Origin of the sequence: Paraburkholderia azotifigens, from assembly GCF_007995085.1 — a bacterium.
GTDB classification, from domain to species: Bacteria; Pseudomonadota; Gammaproteobacteria; order Burkholderiales; family Burkholderiaceae; genus Paraburkholderia; species Paraburkholderia azotifigens.
On sequence record NZ_VOQS01000003.1, the window covers coordinates 2,430,686 to 2,448,030 of the forward strand.

At 65.3% G+C, this 17,345-nt stretch carries 17 protein-coding genes; 13 read left to right on the forward strand and 4 right to left on the reverse strand.

Annotation, left to right across the window (positions count from 1 at the left end):
- Position 1: 1 nt before the first annotated feature.
- Complete coding sequence (locus FRZ40_RS28195; RefSeq protein WP_147236293.1) at positions 2-793, reverse strand: phytanoyl-CoA dioxygenase family protein; 792 nt, start codon at positions 791-793, stop codon at positions 2-4.
- A gap of 121 nt (positions 794-914) precedes the next feature.
- Here FRZ40_RS28195 and FRZ40_RS28200 point away from each other — a divergent pair, with 121 nt between their 5' ends.
- Positions 915-1,283: a hypothetical protein gene (locus tag FRZ40_RS28200; protein ID WP_147236294.1), complete on the forward strand. Its 369-nt coding sequence runs from the start codon at positions 915-917 to the stop codon at positions 1,281-1,283.
- 100 nt (positions 1,284-1,383) lie between these two features.
- Here FRZ40_RS28200 and FRZ40_RS28205 read toward each other — a convergent pair whose 3' ends face one another.
- Together FRZ40_RS28205 and FRZ40_RS28210 are read right to left on the reverse strand one after the other, a co-directional pair.
- On the reverse strand, positions 1,384-1,908 hold the full coding sequence (locus FRZ40_RS28205; protein WP_147236295.1) for a hypothetical protein: 525 nt from the start codon (positions 1,906-1,908) through the stop codon (positions 1,384-1,386).
- A 374-nt stretch (positions 1,909-2,282) separates the two neighbouring features.
- Positions 2,283-2,516: a hypothetical protein gene (locus FRZ40_RS28210; RefSeq protein WP_028366524.1), complete on the reverse strand. Its 234-nt coding sequence runs from the start codon at positions 2,514-2,516 to the stop codon at positions 2,283-2,285.
- Between the two features lie 387 nt (positions 2,517-2,903).
- Here FRZ40_RS28210 and FRZ40_RS28215 point away from each other — a divergent pair, with 387 nt between their 5' ends.
- From FRZ40_RS28215 to FRZ40_RS28245, 7 genes are all read left to right on the forward strand, one after another.
- The gene (locus tag FRZ40_RS28215) at positions 2,904-3,431 is read left to right on the forward strand and encodes an HD domain-containing protein (protein WP_028366523.1); all 528 of its coding nucleotides are present in this window, start codon (positions 2,904-2,906) and stop codon (positions 3,429-3,431) included.
- Between the two features lie 118 nt (positions 3,432-3,549).
- Positions 3,550-4,662, forward strand: coding sequence for a metallophosphoesterase family protein (locus FRZ40_RS28220; RefSeq protein ID WP_147236296.1), 1,113 nt, complete (start codon positions 3,550-3,552; stop codon positions 4,660-4,662).
- A complete protein-coding gene (locus FRZ40_RS28225) occupies positions 4,659-7,295 on the forward strand; it encodes an AAA family ATPase (RefSeq protein WP_147236297.1) in 2,637 nt (878 codons plus the stop codon). The genes FRZ40_RS28220 and FRZ40_RS28225 overlap by 4 nt, the downstream gene beginning before the upstream one ends.
- Positions 7,296-7,398: 103 nt before the next feature.
- Positions 7,399-8,259, forward strand: a complete 861-nt coding sequence (locus FRZ40_RS28230) for a MurR/RpiR family transcriptional regulator (RefSeq protein ID WP_147236298.1) — start codon at positions 7,399-7,401, stop codon at positions 8,257-8,259.
- Between the two features lie 118 nt (positions 8,260-8,377).
- A complete protein-coding gene (locus tag FRZ40_RS28235; protein WP_147236299.1) occupies positions 8,378-9,418 on the forward strand; it encodes a C45 family autoproteolytic acyltransferase/hydrolase in 1,041 nt (346 codons plus the stop codon).
- Positions 9,419-9,452: 34 nt separating this feature from the next.
- Positions 9,453-10,790: an aspartate aminotransferase family protein gene (locus tag FRZ40_RS28240; RefSeq protein ID WP_147236300.1), complete on the forward strand. Its 1,338-nt coding sequence runs from the start codon at positions 9,453-9,455 to the stop codon at positions 10,788-10,790.
- A 29-nt stretch (positions 10,791-10,819) separates the two neighbouring features.
- Positions 10,820-11,374, forward strand: coding sequence for a carboxymuconolactone decarboxylase family protein (locus tag FRZ40_RS28245; protein ID WP_028366517.1), 555 nt, complete (start codon positions 10,820-10,822; stop codon positions 11,372-11,374).
- A 123-nt stretch (positions 11,375-11,497) separates the two neighbouring features.
- Here FRZ40_RS28245 and FRZ40_RS28250 read toward each other — a convergent pair whose 3' ends face one another.
- Entirely contained in the window at positions 11,498-11,794 is a 297-nt protein-coding gene (locus tag FRZ40_RS28250) for a DUF4148 domain-containing protein (RefSeq protein ID WP_028366516.1), read from the reverse strand.
- 328 nt (positions 11,795-12,122) lie between these two features.
- Between FRZ40_RS28250 and FRZ40_RS28255 the strand changes: the two genes are divergently transcribed.
- From FRZ40_RS28255 to FRZ40_RS28275, 5 genes are all read left to right on the forward strand, one after another.
- The gene (locus FRZ40_RS28255; RefSeq protein WP_028366515.1) at positions 12,123-12,548 is read left to right on the forward strand and encodes an OsmC family protein; all 426 of its coding nucleotides are present in this window, start codon (positions 12,123-12,125) and stop codon (positions 12,546-12,548) included.
- Between the two features lie 97 nt (positions 12,549-12,645).
- A complete protein-coding gene (locus FRZ40_RS28260; RefSeq protein WP_147236301.1) occupies positions 12,646-13,482 on the forward strand; it encodes an isocitrate lyase/PEP mutase family protein in 837 nt (278 codons plus the stop codon).
- Positions 13,483-13,698: 216 nt separating this feature from the next.
- Positions 13,699-14,985 carry an LssY C-terminal domain-containing protein gene (locus FRZ40_RS28265; protein WP_147236825.1) on the forward strand — a complete coding sequence of 429 codons (1,287 nt, stop codon included), beginning with the start codon at positions 13,699-13,701 and terminating at the stop codon, positions 14,983-14,985.
- Positions 14,982-16,232, forward strand: coding sequence for an LssY C-terminal domain-containing protein (locus tag FRZ40_RS28270; protein ID WP_147236302.1), 1,251 nt, complete (start codon positions 14,982-14,984; stop codon positions 16,230-16,232). Before FRZ40_RS28265 ends, FRZ40_RS28270 begins: the two co-directional genes overlap by 4 nt.
- Positions 16,219-17,316 carry a lipase family protein gene (locus FRZ40_RS28275; protein WP_147236303.1) on the forward strand — a complete coding sequence of 366 codons (1,098 nt, stop codon included), beginning with the start codon at positions 16,219-16,221 and terminating at the stop codon, positions 17,314-17,316. Before FRZ40_RS28270 ends, FRZ40_RS28275 begins: the two co-directional genes overlap by 14 nt.
- Positions 17,317-17,345 lie beyond the last annotated feature (29 nt).

The following is a 17,345-nucleotide window of genomic DNA, read 5'->3' on the forward strand; positions in this document are numbered from 1 at the left end:
GTCAATACGCGAACTTCGTGTAATGTTCGCGCGTGGCCGGATCGTCGATGCTGTCCACGCGCGGCATGGTCCGCAACAGCCGCTTCGCCCTCGGGCTGAGGCTCTCGTAGACGCGCTCCGGCACGTCGATTTGTACTTCCGGCCGGAAGTACCAGCTGCGGCTATAGCCGATCACGACCATCGGTCGCGGCGTGTGCGTCAGATTCGGCGTTCCTCGATGCAATGCGCGTACGTCGCGGATCATCACGTCGCCCAGTTCCATCGTGATCGCGTGCAACGGCAAGCGGCCCGCTTCGTAGGCTTCCAGCGCTTCATCGGAATGCATGCGATGCGTGCCGAGCGTCGTCTCGAACGGCCCGTTGTCGGGCGTCACGTCGCAGAGCGGGAAGTTGACGGCGAGCTGGAACGACGGCGTTTCAGGGAAGCCGTCGAACAGCGCGGGCGTGTCGCGATGCACGTCCTGATAGTCGGAGCCGTGGAGCGGCGTGTCCGACGCGAGCTGGCACATGACGGGCTCGTCGCCCGCCACCCGTTCGACGATGCCGAGCACATCCGGGTCGGCAAAAATGGCTTCGTCGGCGAACACGCCGGCAAATGGCAGCGTGATGTAATGCCGGTTCGGTCCTCTCACGGCCGTCGCGCTTTCGCGCAGACGCTGGTCGAGAAGCACGTCGAATGCGCGGCGCCATTGAAGCAGGGTGTCACGGTCAAAGTGCTGACGCAGCACCACCATACCGTCGGTGTCGAACTGGTTGGCAAGCGAGTCCAACCCGGCTGTCGTATAGCGGCTCATCGGCGTCTCCTGAGTGGTGGCGGTATGAACGCCACTCTAATACGTGCAGCCGCAACGAGTGTGCGCGACCCCGGGCCCGGATCATGCTCGAGGCTGCTCATCTGTTCGTCGGGGAGCGAAGATGGGCAATGCACGTAGCACTCAAGGCGCCGTCGATCTCGAAGGCGATGCTCAGGTCACGCTGCTGACGCTGATCGTCGCGCTGCATCTGCTCGTCTACGCGGAGACGCGTTGGTGGCTGACGGCGTCGCAGGCAGTCGATGCGATGCGGCGCTGGCACATGGCCGATGCGAGCGCACTCGACGTGATGCGCCGGGTCACTCTGTCGAGCAGGGCGTTGCCGCTTGCGATGCGCCTCGTCGAGTGCCACGCGAGCCTGCGCGACTCGGCGGGTCTGCAAGCGGCTTTTACCGACCAGCTTCAGATCGACAAGGATGCGGATCAATACCGGATCATTCGCCGCGCATGCGAAACCGCGCTGCTGCGCTAGCGCGACGCAGCGCTTGCGCCGATATGCACTGCGGGGGCATCGCCGCCCCCATTTTTGCTCCGGCCGTCACGCGGCAGGCATGCCCGTCCCCGCTGCTTCTCTACCCTTGCCCGCCCGCGCCGCCTTGCGCCGGGTTGCCGGGCGCGCCCCACGGTCCGGCATTTCCGCCACCGGCGCCTTGCCCGGCATTTCCACCGGCGCCTTGCTGTTGCATGGCTTGCATGGCTTGCAGGTGCTGCTGCTGATGTTGCAGGTTCTGCATTCCGAACGCCATGCCCAGAAAGTCATTGAAATTCTGCGGTTGCGGCGGTTGCGGCGGATGTTGCGGCGGAACGGCCGGCTGCCCGAACGGATTGTTACCGCCGGATGCTGACTGATCCGGGTCCTGGCCGCCGCCTTTCAGCCCCTGTGAGATCTGCCACTGCCCGTTGGCGTCCACCGAGACGCCGTGGGACGGACGTTCCGGGTGTGCAGAGTCATAGGTCCGGTACTGGCCACCTTCGTTTTTCACGGGATAGGCCCGATCGTTCACGATGATGAACTCGGTTTTGCCGGGATGTTCGTAGTCGACCATGACGTTCCTGTTGTCCTGCGACGGGCCATAGCGCGTCGGCAGGCGGTTCATGGCATAGGCAGTTGGCCAGCTGGAGGTAGCGGGCCGTGCGCCTGCGCGAGCAGGCGCAGGAGCGGGTGTGGTTTCGCCGCCGCGCGGCGTACCCGTTTGCTCAGGGTCGTTCCCGTTCTCATGCGGCGAGCTGGGCGGTTCGTGCGGCTCTTCCCGGCCTGGCGGCCTTGCGCCGCCAGGGACTTCGGGATGAAAGATTTCGAATCCGCGTGCTCCGATAGATGAGACTGTCATGGTCAATACCTCGTCAGGAAAGAAGGGTACGCAGTCCGCATACCATTCGGCTTGTCACATCAGGCGTTGTGACAGCCGCTCGTGGCGGCCTCCGTACGAGGTATTTGACCGGTCGGGAGCGTGCAGCAGGTAATACGGAATTACGCGCGCAACTCCTCCTCGGCTGCGTGCCAGTGCTCGGTGACGGCCTTGTCGGTGATGCGCACCTTCGCCAGCAGCGGCACATAGCCGCGCAGCTTGATCTCGCCGACGGCGAGCATTTCCGAGCGGTAAATCTCGGGCGTCACCTTCGTGCCGTCCTCGAATTCGACGGTATAGCCGTCGATCGGTCCCCAGCGGCCCTTCGGTACGGGTTCGACATAGACGTGCAGCATTTGAACTCTCCCTGCGTTATGAAAAAGCGTCGGGCGGTTCGCTTCGACTCGCCGATCGGTCGTCGGACTGGAGTCGTCGAATGGTCGCCTCTTGTATAAGAGAGTACCGAACGGGGCGATCTGTGCGGAGCCGCGCCGTGCGTCATCGAGAGAATGAAAAATTCATGTAAATCAATCGGATAGGCGATTCATTTCGCGATGTGGAGCGGAGTTTTCCGATACGCATTGCCTTTAAGCTGCCATGCAGCACGCGGTTTTGTGACACGAGCCCTGATTTTGCAATGTGAGATTTTCGGCTTGCCTGTTGCGTCGAGGTAAGGACACGAGATGTCCCGGGCACGCGGTAGGATGATCGGGCCGAATCCAACGAGACCCAGGGACGAAAATATGAACATGCTGATCAGGGCAACCGCATTCGCTGCGGACAGGCATCGCAACCAGCGGCGCAAGGACGCCGAGGCCTCGCCTTACATCAACCATCCCATCGCGCTCGCCGACGTGCTGGCCAACGAAGGCGACGTTGCCGACGAGGCCGTTCTCGTCGCCGCCATTCTTCACGACACGATCGAGGACACGGAAACCTCGATGGACGAACTGGTTGCGCAGTTCGGTCGGGAAGCCGCCGCTATCGTCGCGGAAGTGACCGACGACAAGACCTTGCCGAAGGCGGAACGCAAGCGCTTGCAGGTCGAGCACGCGTCCGCTATCAGCGGAAAAGCGCAACTCGTCAAACTCGCCGACAAGATCTGCAATCTCCGCGATATCGCGGCCTGTCCGCCGGCGGATTGGTCCGTCGAGCGCAAGCGCGAGTATTTCGACTGGGCCAAAGCGGTGGTGGACGGGCTGCGCGGCGTGCATCCCGTGCTCGAGGCGGCGTTCGACCGCGCTTACGAAGCGAAGCCGCTGGCGGGTTGACGAAGTCCGGAAACGGCGGCGTCTGATTCGCCAGGTCCCAAAATGCCGCCGTCCCATGGACAATAGCGGACTTGTGACGAACGACGACAAACGAACAGTAACGGGAGAGGGCCGCAACTTGAAACTACTGCACACTGCCGACTGGCAGATCGGAACCCAGTTTGGCCAGTTCACGCCGGAGGAAGCCGCGCATCTGGCGCAAGCGCGCCTTGACACGGTCAGGCGCATCGCCAGCCTCGCCACCGAACGGGGCATGGACGCGGTGCTGGTCGCGGGCGACGTCTTCGACCAGCAGACGGTCTCGGAAACGGTGATCCGCAGGCTGTTCGGCGCGCTGTCGGGCTTTGCGGGGCCGTGGTATCTGCTGCCGGGCAACCACGACGCCGCGCTGGCCGAGAGCGTCTGGACCCGCGCGCAGCGCCTCGGTTGCGTGCCGGACAACGCCCATCTCATTCTCGAACCGGGCGTCATCCTGCTGGATACGCACCGGGCCGCGCTGCTTTGCGCACCGCTCACGCAGCGCAACACCTACGAAGACACGACCGCGTTCTTCGACCAGCTGGAAACGCCCGACGGCTACCTGCGAATCGGCCTCGCGCACGGCAGCGTGACGGGCATTCTCCAGGAAGATGTCGATTCGACGAACCCGATCGCGCCGACCCGCGCGCAGACGGCGCGCCTCGACTATCTCGCGCTGGGCGACTGGCACGGCGAGTACCAGGTCAACGAGCGCATCCGTTATGCAGGCACGCACGAGCAGGACCGCTTCCGGAGCAACGAGCCCGGTCACGTTCTCGAAGTCGAGCTGCCTGGGCCGGGCGCGGCGCCCGTCGTGCAGCGCACGCGCCTGAGCAAATACCGCTGGCATCTGCTCAAGCCGCATCTGACGGTATCGAGCGACGTGACGCAGCTGCGCACGCAGCTCGAAAGCTTCGGCGAACACGACGTGCTGCGTATCGAAGTCACGGGCGACCTCGCGCTCGCCGACGCCGAAGCGGTGAACGTCGCCATCGAGGAGACCCGCGCGCGCGTGCGTGCGCTGCGCTCGACGACGACAGGCATCAAGGTGCTGCCGACGGAAGAAGATCTGGCCGCACTCGGCGCGCGCAGCGGTTATCTGGCGAAAGTGGTCGAGCGGCTGCGGGCGATCCAGGCCGACGGCGGCGGCGCCGTCGCGTCCGAAGCCTTGCTGTTGCTCGCGCGACTCCAGCGTGAAACGGGGGCAGTGTGATTCTCGAAAGCATAACGATCCAGAACTTCCGCAAGCTGACCGACCGCATCGTCATCGACGGACTCGAGTCGGGGCTGAATCTCATCAGTGGTCCGAACGAGGCGGGCAAGAGCACGATTGCCGAAGCCGTGAGAACCGTGTTCCTCGACCGCTACAAGGTGAGCGGGCTGGAGGCGCTGGTGCCCGCTGCGCGGCCGGACGGGCTGCCGACGGTGGAAGTGGGCTTCGATATCGGCGGCACGAAACATCATCTCGTCAAACAGTTCGTCAAGAAACAGCGCTGCAATCTGCGCGTCGGCAACAAGACCTTCGACGGCGACGAGGCGGAAGCGATTCTCGCCGACACGATCGGCTTTACGCGTCCGCGGCAGGGCCTCACGCGCGCGGAAAACGCAGGCATTCCCGGGCTGCTGTGGGTTCGCCAGGGGCAAACGGGCGAGGTCCGCAAACCGGGCGAACACGCGTCGGCGCATGTCCGCGCAGCCCTGTCGCAACTGACGGGCGGCGAAACGCCCGGCGGCGACGATGCGCTCATCGCCGCCGTCCAGAAGGATCTCTTCAGGCTGATCACGAGTCAGGCTCGCAAGCCCACGGGTGAACTGGCTTCGGTGGAGAAGGAAATCGAGAGCCTGAACGGGCAGCGGCTGACGCTCGAACAGGCCAACCGCGATTTCGACGAAGACATTGTCCGGCTCGGCAAGCTGCAGCGCGAACACGACATCGGCGAGCGCGAGCGTCCCTGGGAAGCGCTGCGTCAGAAAGCGGCTGCCGCGCTCGCGCAGGCTCAGCAAAACGACGTGCTCAGGCGCGAACACGACGAGATCGCGCAAAAGCTCAGGTTTGCCGAAACCGAGCATCGTTCCCTGCTCGAGCAGGAGCAGTTCGCCGCGAGCGTCGAGGCATCCGTCGCGAGCGACGGGCGTGAGGCCGACAAGGCCGAAGCGGTCGCCGCCCAGGCGGGTGCGGCCCACGAACGTGCGCAGGCCTCCGACGCTTTCGCGCAGAAAGCGGGCGAGCAGGCGCAGCACGCGTATTCGAAGGCAATTGCCGCGGAACGCGCAACGGAACTCAGGGCGCAGGCGCAGACGCAGCAGACCGACGTCGCCCGCATCGACGCCGCGCTTGCCCGCGCAGTGGAGAGCAACGACAGGCTGCTCGAATTGACGCGCGTGGCCGCGAATCTCGAACTCGACGAAAAGAAGATCCGGCGTCTGCAGCAGGTCAGCGATGAACTGGTCCCGCTGCAGGCCCAGAAGAACGCGGCGCTGACGCGCATCGAATACCGCTTGAGCGCGGCCATCATGGTCGACGGCGCGCCTGTGCAAGGGGACGGCACGCTGGTGCTCGACGGGCGCAAGACCATCGGGCTGCCGGGATTCGGCGAATTGACCATCGTGCCGGGGATGCTCGATCTGTCCGCGCTCGATACGCAATTGCAGGCGCTCGAAGCCGAGCGCGACAAGCTGCTGCTCGCACTCGGCGTCGACAGCCACGCGCAGGGCGCCGGGCAGCTTGCGCGCTGGAAGTCGGCGTGCGTCGAACGCGACAACCACGCGCAGATGCTCAAGACGCACGCGCCCGACGGCGTCGACGCGCTGCGCGGCGAACTCGAGCAGGCGCGCGGCCGTCTGGGCGCCACGCAGGCGAAGCTGGACGCGCTGGGCGACGCGACGGGCGCGATCCCCGTCGCGCAGGCCAAAGACGCCGTCGACGCGGCGCGTGTACAGGTCGAAACGGCGCGCGCCGCGCTGCTGGATGCCGCGACCGCCAAGGCCCAGGCCGTGGCGAGCGTGACGGGCATTCGCGAACGGCTGCAGGTGAATGAAGCACGGCTGAAGGATCCTGCCTTTATCGATGAACGCAGGCGCCGGCAGGCAGCGCTGGTCGAGAAGAAGTCGTATATCGACGAGTACACGCGCAATCTCGAGACGGCTGCGCAGCGCCTGAACGCCATCGGCGAAGACGACCCGCGCGCCGACGCCGAGCGTTACAACCGTTCGGCCGAACTGGAGCATCAGCAGCATCTCGAACGCCAGCGCAATGCCGGATTGCTGCGCACGCGTCTGGAAACGCTCGGCGGAACGGAGCTGGGTGTGCGGCTCGCCCAGACGGCGGCCGCCATCGAGCAGGCCGAGGCGCGGCGCGCGGACCTGCGCATGCGTGCCGACGCGCTCAGTCTGCTCGAACAGGTGCTGGTCGAAGAGCGCGACACGGCTGTGGCAACCTTGCGCAAGCCGCTGACCGACCGCGTCAATCACTATCTGCGACGGGTGTTCCCGACGGGCGCGCTGACCGTCGACGAGTCGCTGTCGCCCGTGGGCCTGATGCGCGGCGCGTCCGACGAAGCATTCGAGTCGCTCAGCTACGGCACGCAGGAGCAGTTGGGGCTGCTGGTGCGCCTCGCCTACGCCGACCTGCTGAAGGATGCGGGCAAGCCGACGCTGCTGCTGTTCGACGACGCCATCGTCCACACGGATGAGGAACGGCGCGAGTCGATCAAGCGGGCACTGCTCGATGCGTCCACACGGCATCAGATTCTGGTGTTCACGTGTCATCCGTCGGCGTGGAGCGACCTCGGCGTGAAGCAGCGGCGCCTGGAGGATATCAAGGCGGCGTCGCGGCTGGCTGTCTGAAAACGGGTTGTCGGCAGGAGAGGCTGCGCCGACAACCCCCTCATTCGCCGCCGTCAAAACCGGGTGATAACATTTGTTGTCATCCCATCGCCCGGTACACCGTATGCCCGACACCTTCGACCAGCTCGCCGCCCTGATCCGCGGGCGCTTCGCGGAACTCAGTCCGCAGTTCCAGATGGGCGCGGCGTTTCTGCTCGATCATCCCGATGAGGTCGCCGTGTCGTCGATGCGCAAGGTCGCCGAGCGCGCGCAGGTGCAACCCGCATCGCTCGTGCGGCTCTCGCAGCAATTGGGCTTTCCGGGCTGGAACGAATTGCGCGACCTGTTCGTCGCCCGCGTGCGCACGCGTCCCGAGCCATTGACGAGCCGCGCCCGTTCGCTCGTCAAAGGTCACGCGAAAGACGCGCTCGCGCACGATCTGCTCGTCGCGCAGCAACACAATCTCGAAGTGACGGCCGCGCACAACACGCGCGTCACCGTCGAAGCCGCCAAGCTGCTGCGGCGCGCGCCGCATGTGCACGTCGGCGGATTTCGCTCGTGCTATCCCGTCGCGTTCGGTTTCGTCTACGGATACCGGCTGTTTCGCTCGTCCGTGTCGCTGCTGACGGGCGAAGCCGGCACGCTCGAAATGCAGTTGCGCGGCATCGAGCGCGACAGCGCCACCGTCGTCGTCAGCTTCGCGCCGTATTCCGTCGAGGCGGCGCGCGTTGCCGAAGCCGCGCTGGAAAAAGGCAGCAAGCTGATCGCGATCACCGACAGCGCCGTCTCGCCCATCGCGCTGAACGCCGACAAGGCCTTGATCTTCTCGCACGAAAGCCCGTCGTTCTTCCCGTCGCTGGTCGCGGCGACGGCCATCGCCGAATCGCTCGTCGCGCATCTGCTCGCGCTCGAAGGCACGGACGCCGTTCAGCAGCTCGAACTCGCCGAGCAGTCGCTGCACGCCAAGGGCGCCTACGTTCCTTAACCCAGACCGCCGCGCGCCGTTCACGCAACAGGCGCGCTGAATTGCGCCGTCTTTGACAACATATGTTGTTGTGCGCTATAAATGCGCATCGCGTGTTGATTGAAGTTCGAGGTGTCGTGTGTCGAAGCAGGGTTGGGAATTGCATCGGATAGCGGGCGAGCCGTATGAAATCGGCCGTCAACTCGGCGAGCTGGCGCGGCCGGGATTCGATGCGTATATGCGGCAGAGCGCCGCCTGGCGCGCGGTGCGGGCGTGGCGTGGCCACGCGTTCGTGCAGTATCTGCGCGACGCCGCGCGTGCGCATTGTCCCGCTCAACTGGCCGAACTCGACGGCATGGCCGCGGGCCTCGGCTGGCGGGCAGAAGACGTTCTCCTGTGGAACTGCCGCGGCGAACTCGTACACGGCACGCCCGATGGTTGTACGACCCTCGCCGCCGTGAGCGCCGACGAAACGCTGATCGCGCACAACGAAGACGGCGATCCGTTCCTGCTCGGCAAAGGCATGCTGGTCGACGTCCAACCGAAGGGCAAGCCGGGCTTCATCAGCTTCTATTACCCCGGCTCGCTGCCCGGCCATACGTTCGCGGCGAACCGCGCGGGGCTCGTGCAGGCGATCAACGATCTGCGCATCCGTCAGCCCGCGACGGGCGTGCCGCGCATGATCCTGTCGCGTGCGGTGCTCGACGCGGCGACGCCAGACGAAGCCGTCCGTCTGCTGCGCGACACGCCGCGCGCGAGCGGTTTCCATCACACGCTCGGCGCGACGGGCGAGCGTCGCGTGTTGAGCGTCGAAGCCACGGCCATGCGCTGTTCGATCGAATCCGCCGCGCGCGTGTCGGGTCACGCGAATCACATGATTCATCCCGGTTGCGAAGCCGAAGCGCAGATCGTCACGGATTCTTCGCGCGACCGGCAGGCGCGCATGGCTGTGCTGCTCGAAGAGCGCGGCACGCAACCCGATGCCCATGCGCTCGTCGACATGCTGCACGACAAGGCGCCCGCCTGTTTGCCGATCTATCGCGAAGACCCCGACGATCCCGACGGCGAAAACACGCTCGCGACCGCGCTGTTCCAACTCCGCGACGACGGTGTCGCGCTGCGAGTGCATGCGCAGCGCGTCGTCGTTTTCGAAACCTTTGTTGCACGCACGGCGGCCTGAGCGCCACCGCCTTCCGCTCATTCAAGGAGAGCGCATGACAACCGTATTCCATCGCATGCCCAAGCAGACGCTGCCCGTTGCCGTCAAAGGCGAGGGCATCGAGATCGTCGATTCGACGGGCAAGCGCTATATCGACGCATCGGGCGGCGCGGCCGTGTCGTGCCTCGGCCACAGCAACCAGCGCGTGATCGACGCGATCAAGCGTCAGGCACAGGCGCTGCCGTACGCGCATACGTCGTTCTTCACCACCGAGCCCGCCGAAGAACTCGCGAGCTATCTCGTCGAACACGCGCCGCAAGGGCTCGGGCATGTCTATTTCGTGTCGGGCGGGTCGGAGGCGATCGAGGCGGCGCTGAAGCTCGCCCGTCAGTATTTCGTCGAAGTGGGCCAGCCGCAGCGCCGTCACATCATCGCGCGCCGTCAGAGTTACCACGGCAATACGCTTGGCGCGCTCGCGATCGGCGGCAATGCGTGGCGGCGCGAGCCGTTTCTGCCGCTGCTGATCGACGCGCATCACGTGAGCCCGTGCTATGCGTATCGCGAGCAGCGCGCGGACGAGACGGAAGAGCAGTTCGCGCAGCGTCTTGCCGACGAACTCGAACAGAAGATTCTCGAACTCGGGCCGGACACGGTGGCGGCGTTCGTCGCGGAAACGGTGGTCGGCGCGACGGCGGGCGCGGTGCCGCCCGTGCGCGAATATTTCCGCAAGATTCGCGCGGTGTGCGACCGTCACGGCGTGCTGCTGATACTCGATGAAATCATGTCGGGCATGGGCCGCACCGGCTATCTGTACGCGTGCGAGGAAGACGGCATCACGCCCGATCTGCTGACCATCGCGAAGGGTCTGGGCGCGGGCTATCAGCCGATCGGCGCGACGCTCGTGAGCGACAGGATCTATCAGGCGATCACGGGCGGCTCAGGCTTTTTCCAGCACGGCCATACGTACATCGGCCACGCGACGGCATGCGCCGCCGCGCTCGAAGTGCAGCGCGTGATCGCCGACGAGCATCTGCTCGACAACGTGAAGGCACGCGGCGAACAGCTGCGTTCGCTGCTGCGCGGGCACTACGCGCAGCATCCGTCTATCGGCGACGTGCGCGGACGCGGGCTCTTCGTCGGGGTCGAACTGGTGCAGGACCGTGCGACGAAAACGCCGTTCGATGCGAAACTGAAGCTGCACGCCGCGATCAAGCGCGAGGCGTTCCAGCGCGGTCTGATGGTGTATCCGATGGGCGGCACCGTCGACGGCAAGACCGGCGATCATGTGCTGCTTGCGCCGCCGTTCATCTGCACTGAACGCGATATCGGGGAGATCGTCAGCCGTCTGACGGATGCGATCGAAGGCGCGCTCGCTGCGTCGGGCGCGGCCTGACCTGATCCACTCACCAGAAAGAGCTTCCCATGACCAACCGTCTGCCATCGTTCGACGCCAGTCACGCGACACCCGACCAGAAAGCCGTACTGGACGAGATCCTGTCGGGTCCGCGCGGCAACCTGAACGGACCGTTTCTCGGCTGGATTCATAGCCCCGAACTCGCGCAGCACGCGCAGCGCCTCGGCGCATTCTGCCGCTACAAGACGGGATTGCCGCTGCGTCTGTCGGAACTGGCGATTCTCGTCACGGCGTCGCGCTGGCAGGCGCAGGCCGAGTGGTTCATCCACTATCCGATTGCAATCGAAGCGGGCGTGCGCGTCGAGGACGCCGAGGCGATCCGCGAGAGCAAACTGCCGTCATTCGCCGATGCCGACGACGCGCTGATCTACGCCTTCACGACCGAGCTGTACGACCTGAAGCGTGTGTCCGATGCGACGTATGCGAAGACCGTCGAGCGCTTCGGGCAGGAGGTGACGATCAATCTCGTCGGCCTGCTCGGCTATTACGCGCTCGTCGCGATGACGCTCAACGTGTTCGGCATGCGCGCGCAGGGCCAGGACTCGCTGCCGTTCGCCGAGTAAGCTCGAAGAGGCGCTTCGAGCGTGCAAAAGGAAGGCCCCGGCTGACTTCATGAGTCAGCCGGGGCCTTCGTGTATCTGACGGCGGCGCGGCAGAAAACGCTCGCGCGCGTCACATCGGCGAGCTTAGTTGCCGCGGAACGTCGAGAAGATGCGCTGTTCGACGCTCGGACGCTTGCCCGATTCCGACGTGCCGGCCGTCACGCCGCCGACTTCCGTCGATCCCGACGTTGCGCCGAATTGCGGCTTGGCGGACGGGTAGGCCACGTCGTTCTGGTCGAGCGAGCCGTTTTGCTGGGCAGCGACCAGTTCGGCCTGAACCTGCGCGCGCGACACGGGCGCGTTGCTGGCTTGCTGCGCGAACGACACAGCGGGAACGACCAGAGCGGATGCGACGACAACTGCGGAAAGAAGCGATTTCATGATGACCTCCGAGAACATTTGTTAATCAGTTCGGTTTGAACTCTCCTGTCCGAACCGTTGGACCTAGTGTATTTCCGGAGTGGGTGATCAAAAAAGTGGCAGATTGGAGAAAGATTCTTGCGGCGAATGAAATAATGGTCAGGCGCGCCGCTTCACGGCAGTGCCACCGATATCCGCCTATGATGAAGCTTCGGTCCACGCCTACGGCCCGCACGTTCGGCGCAGCACGCGTGACGGGTGCCGGAGCCGCGATCTGTCGGGCGAGGACCGTCGCGGCCGGCATCGTCGTGGGTAGCGCGGCAGCACGAACCCGAAACAGGAGAGACGAATGAAGCGCAAGGCATCAGCAGTCTGGCAAGGTGGTCTGCAGGACGGCAAGGGCTCCATCTCCACCGATAGCGGAGTGCTCAAGGACACGCAGTATTCGTTCGCGACGCGCTTCGAGAACGGCATCGGCACCAATCCCGAAGAACTGATCGCGGCGGCGCATGCGGGGTGCTTTTCGATGGCGTTGTCGGCGGAACTCGGCAAGGCCAACATCAAGCCGGAGCGCATCGCGACCACGGCCACCGTCACGCTCGACAAGGACGGCGGCGGTTTCGCGGTGACGGCTTCGCATCTCGACGTCGTGGTGAAGATTCCGGGCGGCGACAAGGCCGCGTTCGACAAGGCCGCCGCCGACGCCAAGGCAGGTTGCCCGATCTCGAAGGTATTGAACGCGACGATCACGATGGACGCGAAGCTCGAAACCTGAGTTCGCGGCACACGGCGCAGTACTTTCCGCTTTTGCCCGGTCGCGTTCCCGCGCCGGGCAGAACGGCCCATTCCGGCTTGCCACCGACGGAGCGGCCATGACATCGCAAGCAGACAAGGCACGGGCGTTTCGCGCGCTTCACGAGGCGAGCCAGCCGTTCGTCATTCCCAACCCGTGGGACATCGGTTCCGCGCGTCTGCTCGAAGCGCTCGGCTTCAGGGCATTGGCGACGACCAGCGCGGGCTATGCGTTCTCCATTGGCGTGCCGGACAACGCCGTCGGCCGCGAGCAGATGATTCGCCATCTGGCCGAACTCGCGCCGTCGACGGCGCTGCCCGTCAGCGCGGACCTCGAAAACGGCTTCGGCGACGCGCCGGAAGACGCCGCCGAGACGATCCGGCAGGCGGCTGCGGCGGGCGTCGTCGGCGGCTCGATTGAGGACGCGACCGGCCGCGCCGACGATCCCATTTACGCGCACGACCTCGCCGTCGAGCGCGTGCGCGCCGCGGTCGAAGCGGCGCGTGCCTTGCCGTTTCCGTTCACGCTGACGGCGCGCGCGGAAAACTATCTGGCCGGACGCGCCGATCTTTCCGATACCATCCGCCGTCTGCAGGCGTACCAGGAAGCGGGCGCCGACGTGCTCTACGCGCCCGGCCTGAAGACGCGCGAAGACATCGCGGCCGTCGTCAGTTCCGTCGACCGGCCCGTCAACGTGCTGATGGGCATGGCGGGCATGCCGTTTTCCGTCGACGATCTGGCGCGGCTCGGCGTGAGGAGGATCAGCGTCGGCGGAGCGCTTGCCCGCGCGGCGTTGGGCGCGATGCTGCGCGCAGCCAATGAAATGCTCGGTCGCGGCACGTTCACGTACACGAACGAAGCCGCGACGATGAAAGAGATTACCGATCTGTTCGCGTCCGTCGGCAAGCCGGCATGATCAGAGGAATGCGTGGACGAATGACGGCGCGCACGAGTGCGGGCGGCTGACATGTGAAACATGCCTGGTTCGGCCCCAATCAACTAGACTGGGCTGTAAATATCGTGCATATCCCTGAGCGGGCGACGAACGGCCTGTTTGCCCGCAGCGGTAGCGGGCGCGCGATCCTCCTAGGCATGCGGCTGTATCCCCAGATCCCGGCGGAGAGGTGTCTTGATGAAGCGCATCGTGACGCGGATGCAGGCTGTCATCTTCACCGGCTGCATACTGGCTGGCTGCTCGGCAGCGCCGCCCACGGTTTCGGTGCCTGCCTATCAGAACCGCGCCGTGACACGCAGCGAGGGAGGCATGCAGGTTTCGACAGCCGTGCTGTCGCCGCAGGAAAGCGCTGCCGTCTATGGTGTTCCGCTTGCGGAAAGGAACATCCAGCCCGTCTGGATCGAGGTTCGCAATGGGGAGGACGGCAACTACTTTCTTCTGTCGCCGGGACTGGATCCGAACTTCTTTCCGGCGTCTGAAGCGGCCGAAGCATTCGCGGACGCGTCGCCTGAACAGCAGACGGAACTCGACCGCCGATTCCGTTCGCTCGCCTTCGCCAATCCCATCCGTCCGGGAGAGACGGTATCCGGTCTTGTTCTGACCCACCTCAACGAGGGTGTGAAGCTCGTGCAGATCGACCTCGTCGCGAGGGGCCGTGTCCGGACGTTTTCGATCTTCGTGGCGGTGCCGGGGTTCGAGGGCGACTACAAGCGCAGCCAGGTGTTCAAACGCGCGGCCGACCCTGAAGTGCCCATCGTGAATTACACGGACGACGGGAGCTTTCGCGCCGCGCTCGAAGCCTTGCCATGCTGCGCCACCAACGAAGACGGTTCGAAGAATGGCGATCCCCTCAATCTCGTGATCGTCGGCGGCCTCGACGATGCCTTTCCGTCGCTCGTTCGCCGGGGCTGGAGCGTCACGGAACAGAAGTGGTCGGGTGCAATCCGGCGGATGATCAGCGCCGCGCTTTCCGGCGAAGCCTACGTCAACGCACCCGTGAGCGACCTCTACGTGTTCGGCCACGCGCAGGATCTCGCGCTGCAAAAGGCGCGCGGCGACATTCACCAGCGCAATCACATGCGTCTGTGGCTCAGTAACATGCGCTATCGCGGCAAACCCGTCTGGGTGGGGCAGATCAGCCGCGACATCGGCACTCGTCTGACATGGCACTCGTCCACGTTCACGACGCACAAGATCGACCCGGACGTCGACGAAGCGCGCAGCGCGCTCACGGAAGACATGGCGTATTCGCAGAATCTGTCGAAGATCGGCCTTTTGAGCGGCGTGGGCGCGGCGCCCGAAAGCATGCCGCGCACAAATCTGACAACCGACCCGTACTTCACGGATGGCTATCGCATCGTGCTCGTATTTGACCGCGTGCCGTCATCGCTTGCGGACATCACCGTCTTTCCGTGGGTCACGCCATACAAGGTCATGCGCGTCACGCCAGGAGCCGGGCCATGAATGTGCGGCCGACCGTGCGTCGCTTGCGCAAGCGTGCTGCCGCCCTGTTGCTTGGGCTGACGCTCGCGGGATGCGCGACGTGGCGTGCGCCGTCCGATGCCGACGTCAAGCCGCTGCGCGAACATGAGGTCAGCGACACGCGTCGCGACGTGCGCGTGAGCGCCACTGTGCTGGGCAGCGAAGACAGCAAGCGGCTGTATGGCGCCGATGTCAACGCGACGAGGGTCCAGCCGCTCTGGATCGAAGTGCACAACGGAACCTCGCAGGCGCTATGGCTGTTGCGCTCGGGCACCGACCCCGACTACTTCTCGCCCGACGAGGTCGCGTGGTCGATGCATACGACGTTCGGCGGTTCAACGAACACGCGCATGGACGACTATTTCAGAAAACTCGGTTTCATCAATCCGATTGCGCCGGGTGCGACCCAGTCAGGCATTCTTTTCACCAACCCCGATCGTGGCATCAAGCTCGTCAATATCGACCTGCTCGCAAGCCAGACGCTGATTCCTTTTTCGCTCTTTCTGCGCGTGCCCGAGGACACGATCGATCCGGCGCTTGCGCAGATTCCTTTCCCGTTCCCGGAAGCAGCGATCGTCGACTGCCCGGATCTCGCATCGCTGCGCGCGGCAATCGAGCGGTTGCCATGCTGCGCGACCGACGCGACCGGGACGGCACAGGCCGATCCGCTGAACGCGGTCGCGGTCGGCCAGCTTAACGATATCGGCGCGGCCCTGGTGCGGCGCAGCTACCGGCGCGATGCGCGCGAGTCCGACGTCGTGCAGCGGGTTTTCGGGCGCGAAGCGGACTTCGTCATGCGCAAGCAGGCGCAGGCGGGCGCGCCGTCGACCTGGATACGCGGATGGCTTGCCCCGATTCGCTTTCAGGGGCAACTGGTCTATGTCGCGCAGGTCGGCCGTCCCGTCGGCGGGCGCTTTGCGCGACGCGGCGAGACACACCCCAGGCTGCACCAGAACATCGACGAGGCTCGCAATCTCCTCATCCAGGATCTGATGTATTCGGGCGGTCTCGACAAGCTCGGATTCGCTTATGGCGTCGGCGAGGCATCGTCAGCCCATCCACGCGCGACGCTCGACGGCGCAAGCTACTACACGGACGGACTACGCGCGGTCGTGTTCTTTGCAACGCGGCCGCGCAGCCTGTCGGATGTGGATCTGCTCGATTGGGTGCCGTATCTCGACAGGCGCGACGATCTTCAATCTGGAGCAACGGGCGATGCGCATCCCTGATTCCGACCGCGCCTGGCTGGCGCTGACGCTGACGACGGCGTGCCTTCTGCTCGGCGCCTGCGCCTCAAAGCCCCTCGTTCCGTTTTCGACCGATACGCCGCCGTTGGTACTCATGCCCGCGACCCAGGCGGGGATAGGGGATCAGCGGGCGCGCTTCCGCGAAATCTATTGCGCGGTCCTCGCAGCGCGCGGATCGTCGGTGCCCGACAGCCGTCCCTGTGAGGACGCGCTGACGCGCGTGGGCGCCGAGCCCGCCGGCGCGGGCCGGCCCGTCGACCTGGGGCCATCCCGACGCCGCCTCGTCGCGGCCGTCGTGCCCGGCATCGGTTACGACTGCTTCAAGCCGTGGCTGAGTCCGCCCGGTACCGTCGTCACGCACCTGCGGCAGTATGGCTACGACGCCACGCTAATCGACGTCGACGCGCTATCGAGTTCCCTCAACAACGCACGCCAGATTCGCGATGCGCTCATGGCGATGCCCGCGCCCGACGGGCCGCCGCGTATCGTGCTGATCGGCTATTCAAAAGGCGCGCCCGACATGCTCGAAGCGCTGGTTGCCTATCCGGAGATCCGCAGCCGTGTCGCGGCTGTGGTGAGCGCGGCCGGCGCGGTCGGCGGCTCGCCGCTCGCCAACGACGCCGAGCAATACCAGGCCGATCTGTTGCGCCATGTTCCCGGCGCGACGTGCACATCGGGCGACGGCGGCGCCGTGCAGAGCCTGAGACCGGCCGTCCGCAAGGCGTGGCTCGCCGGGAACCTGCTGCCGGCCGGACTGCGCTATTACTCGGTCGTGACCTACCCGCAGCCGGAGCGCATCTCGTCCATCCTGAAGTCGAGTTACGACAAGCTGTCGCGGGTCGATCCACGAAACGACAGCCAGGTCATTTTCTACGACCAGGTCATACCCGGCAGCACGCTACTGGCCTATGTGAATGCGGATCACTGGGCACTGGCAGTGCCCGTTGCGCGGACTCATCCGACGATAGGCGCGCTCTTCGTCACGCAGAACGCGTATCCCCGTGAGGCCCTCATGGAGGCAATCCTGCGATTCGTGGAGGAGCAACCCCCGGAGCCCAACCCGTGATGCGGGTGCCTCAGGCGGTCGATCAGCGG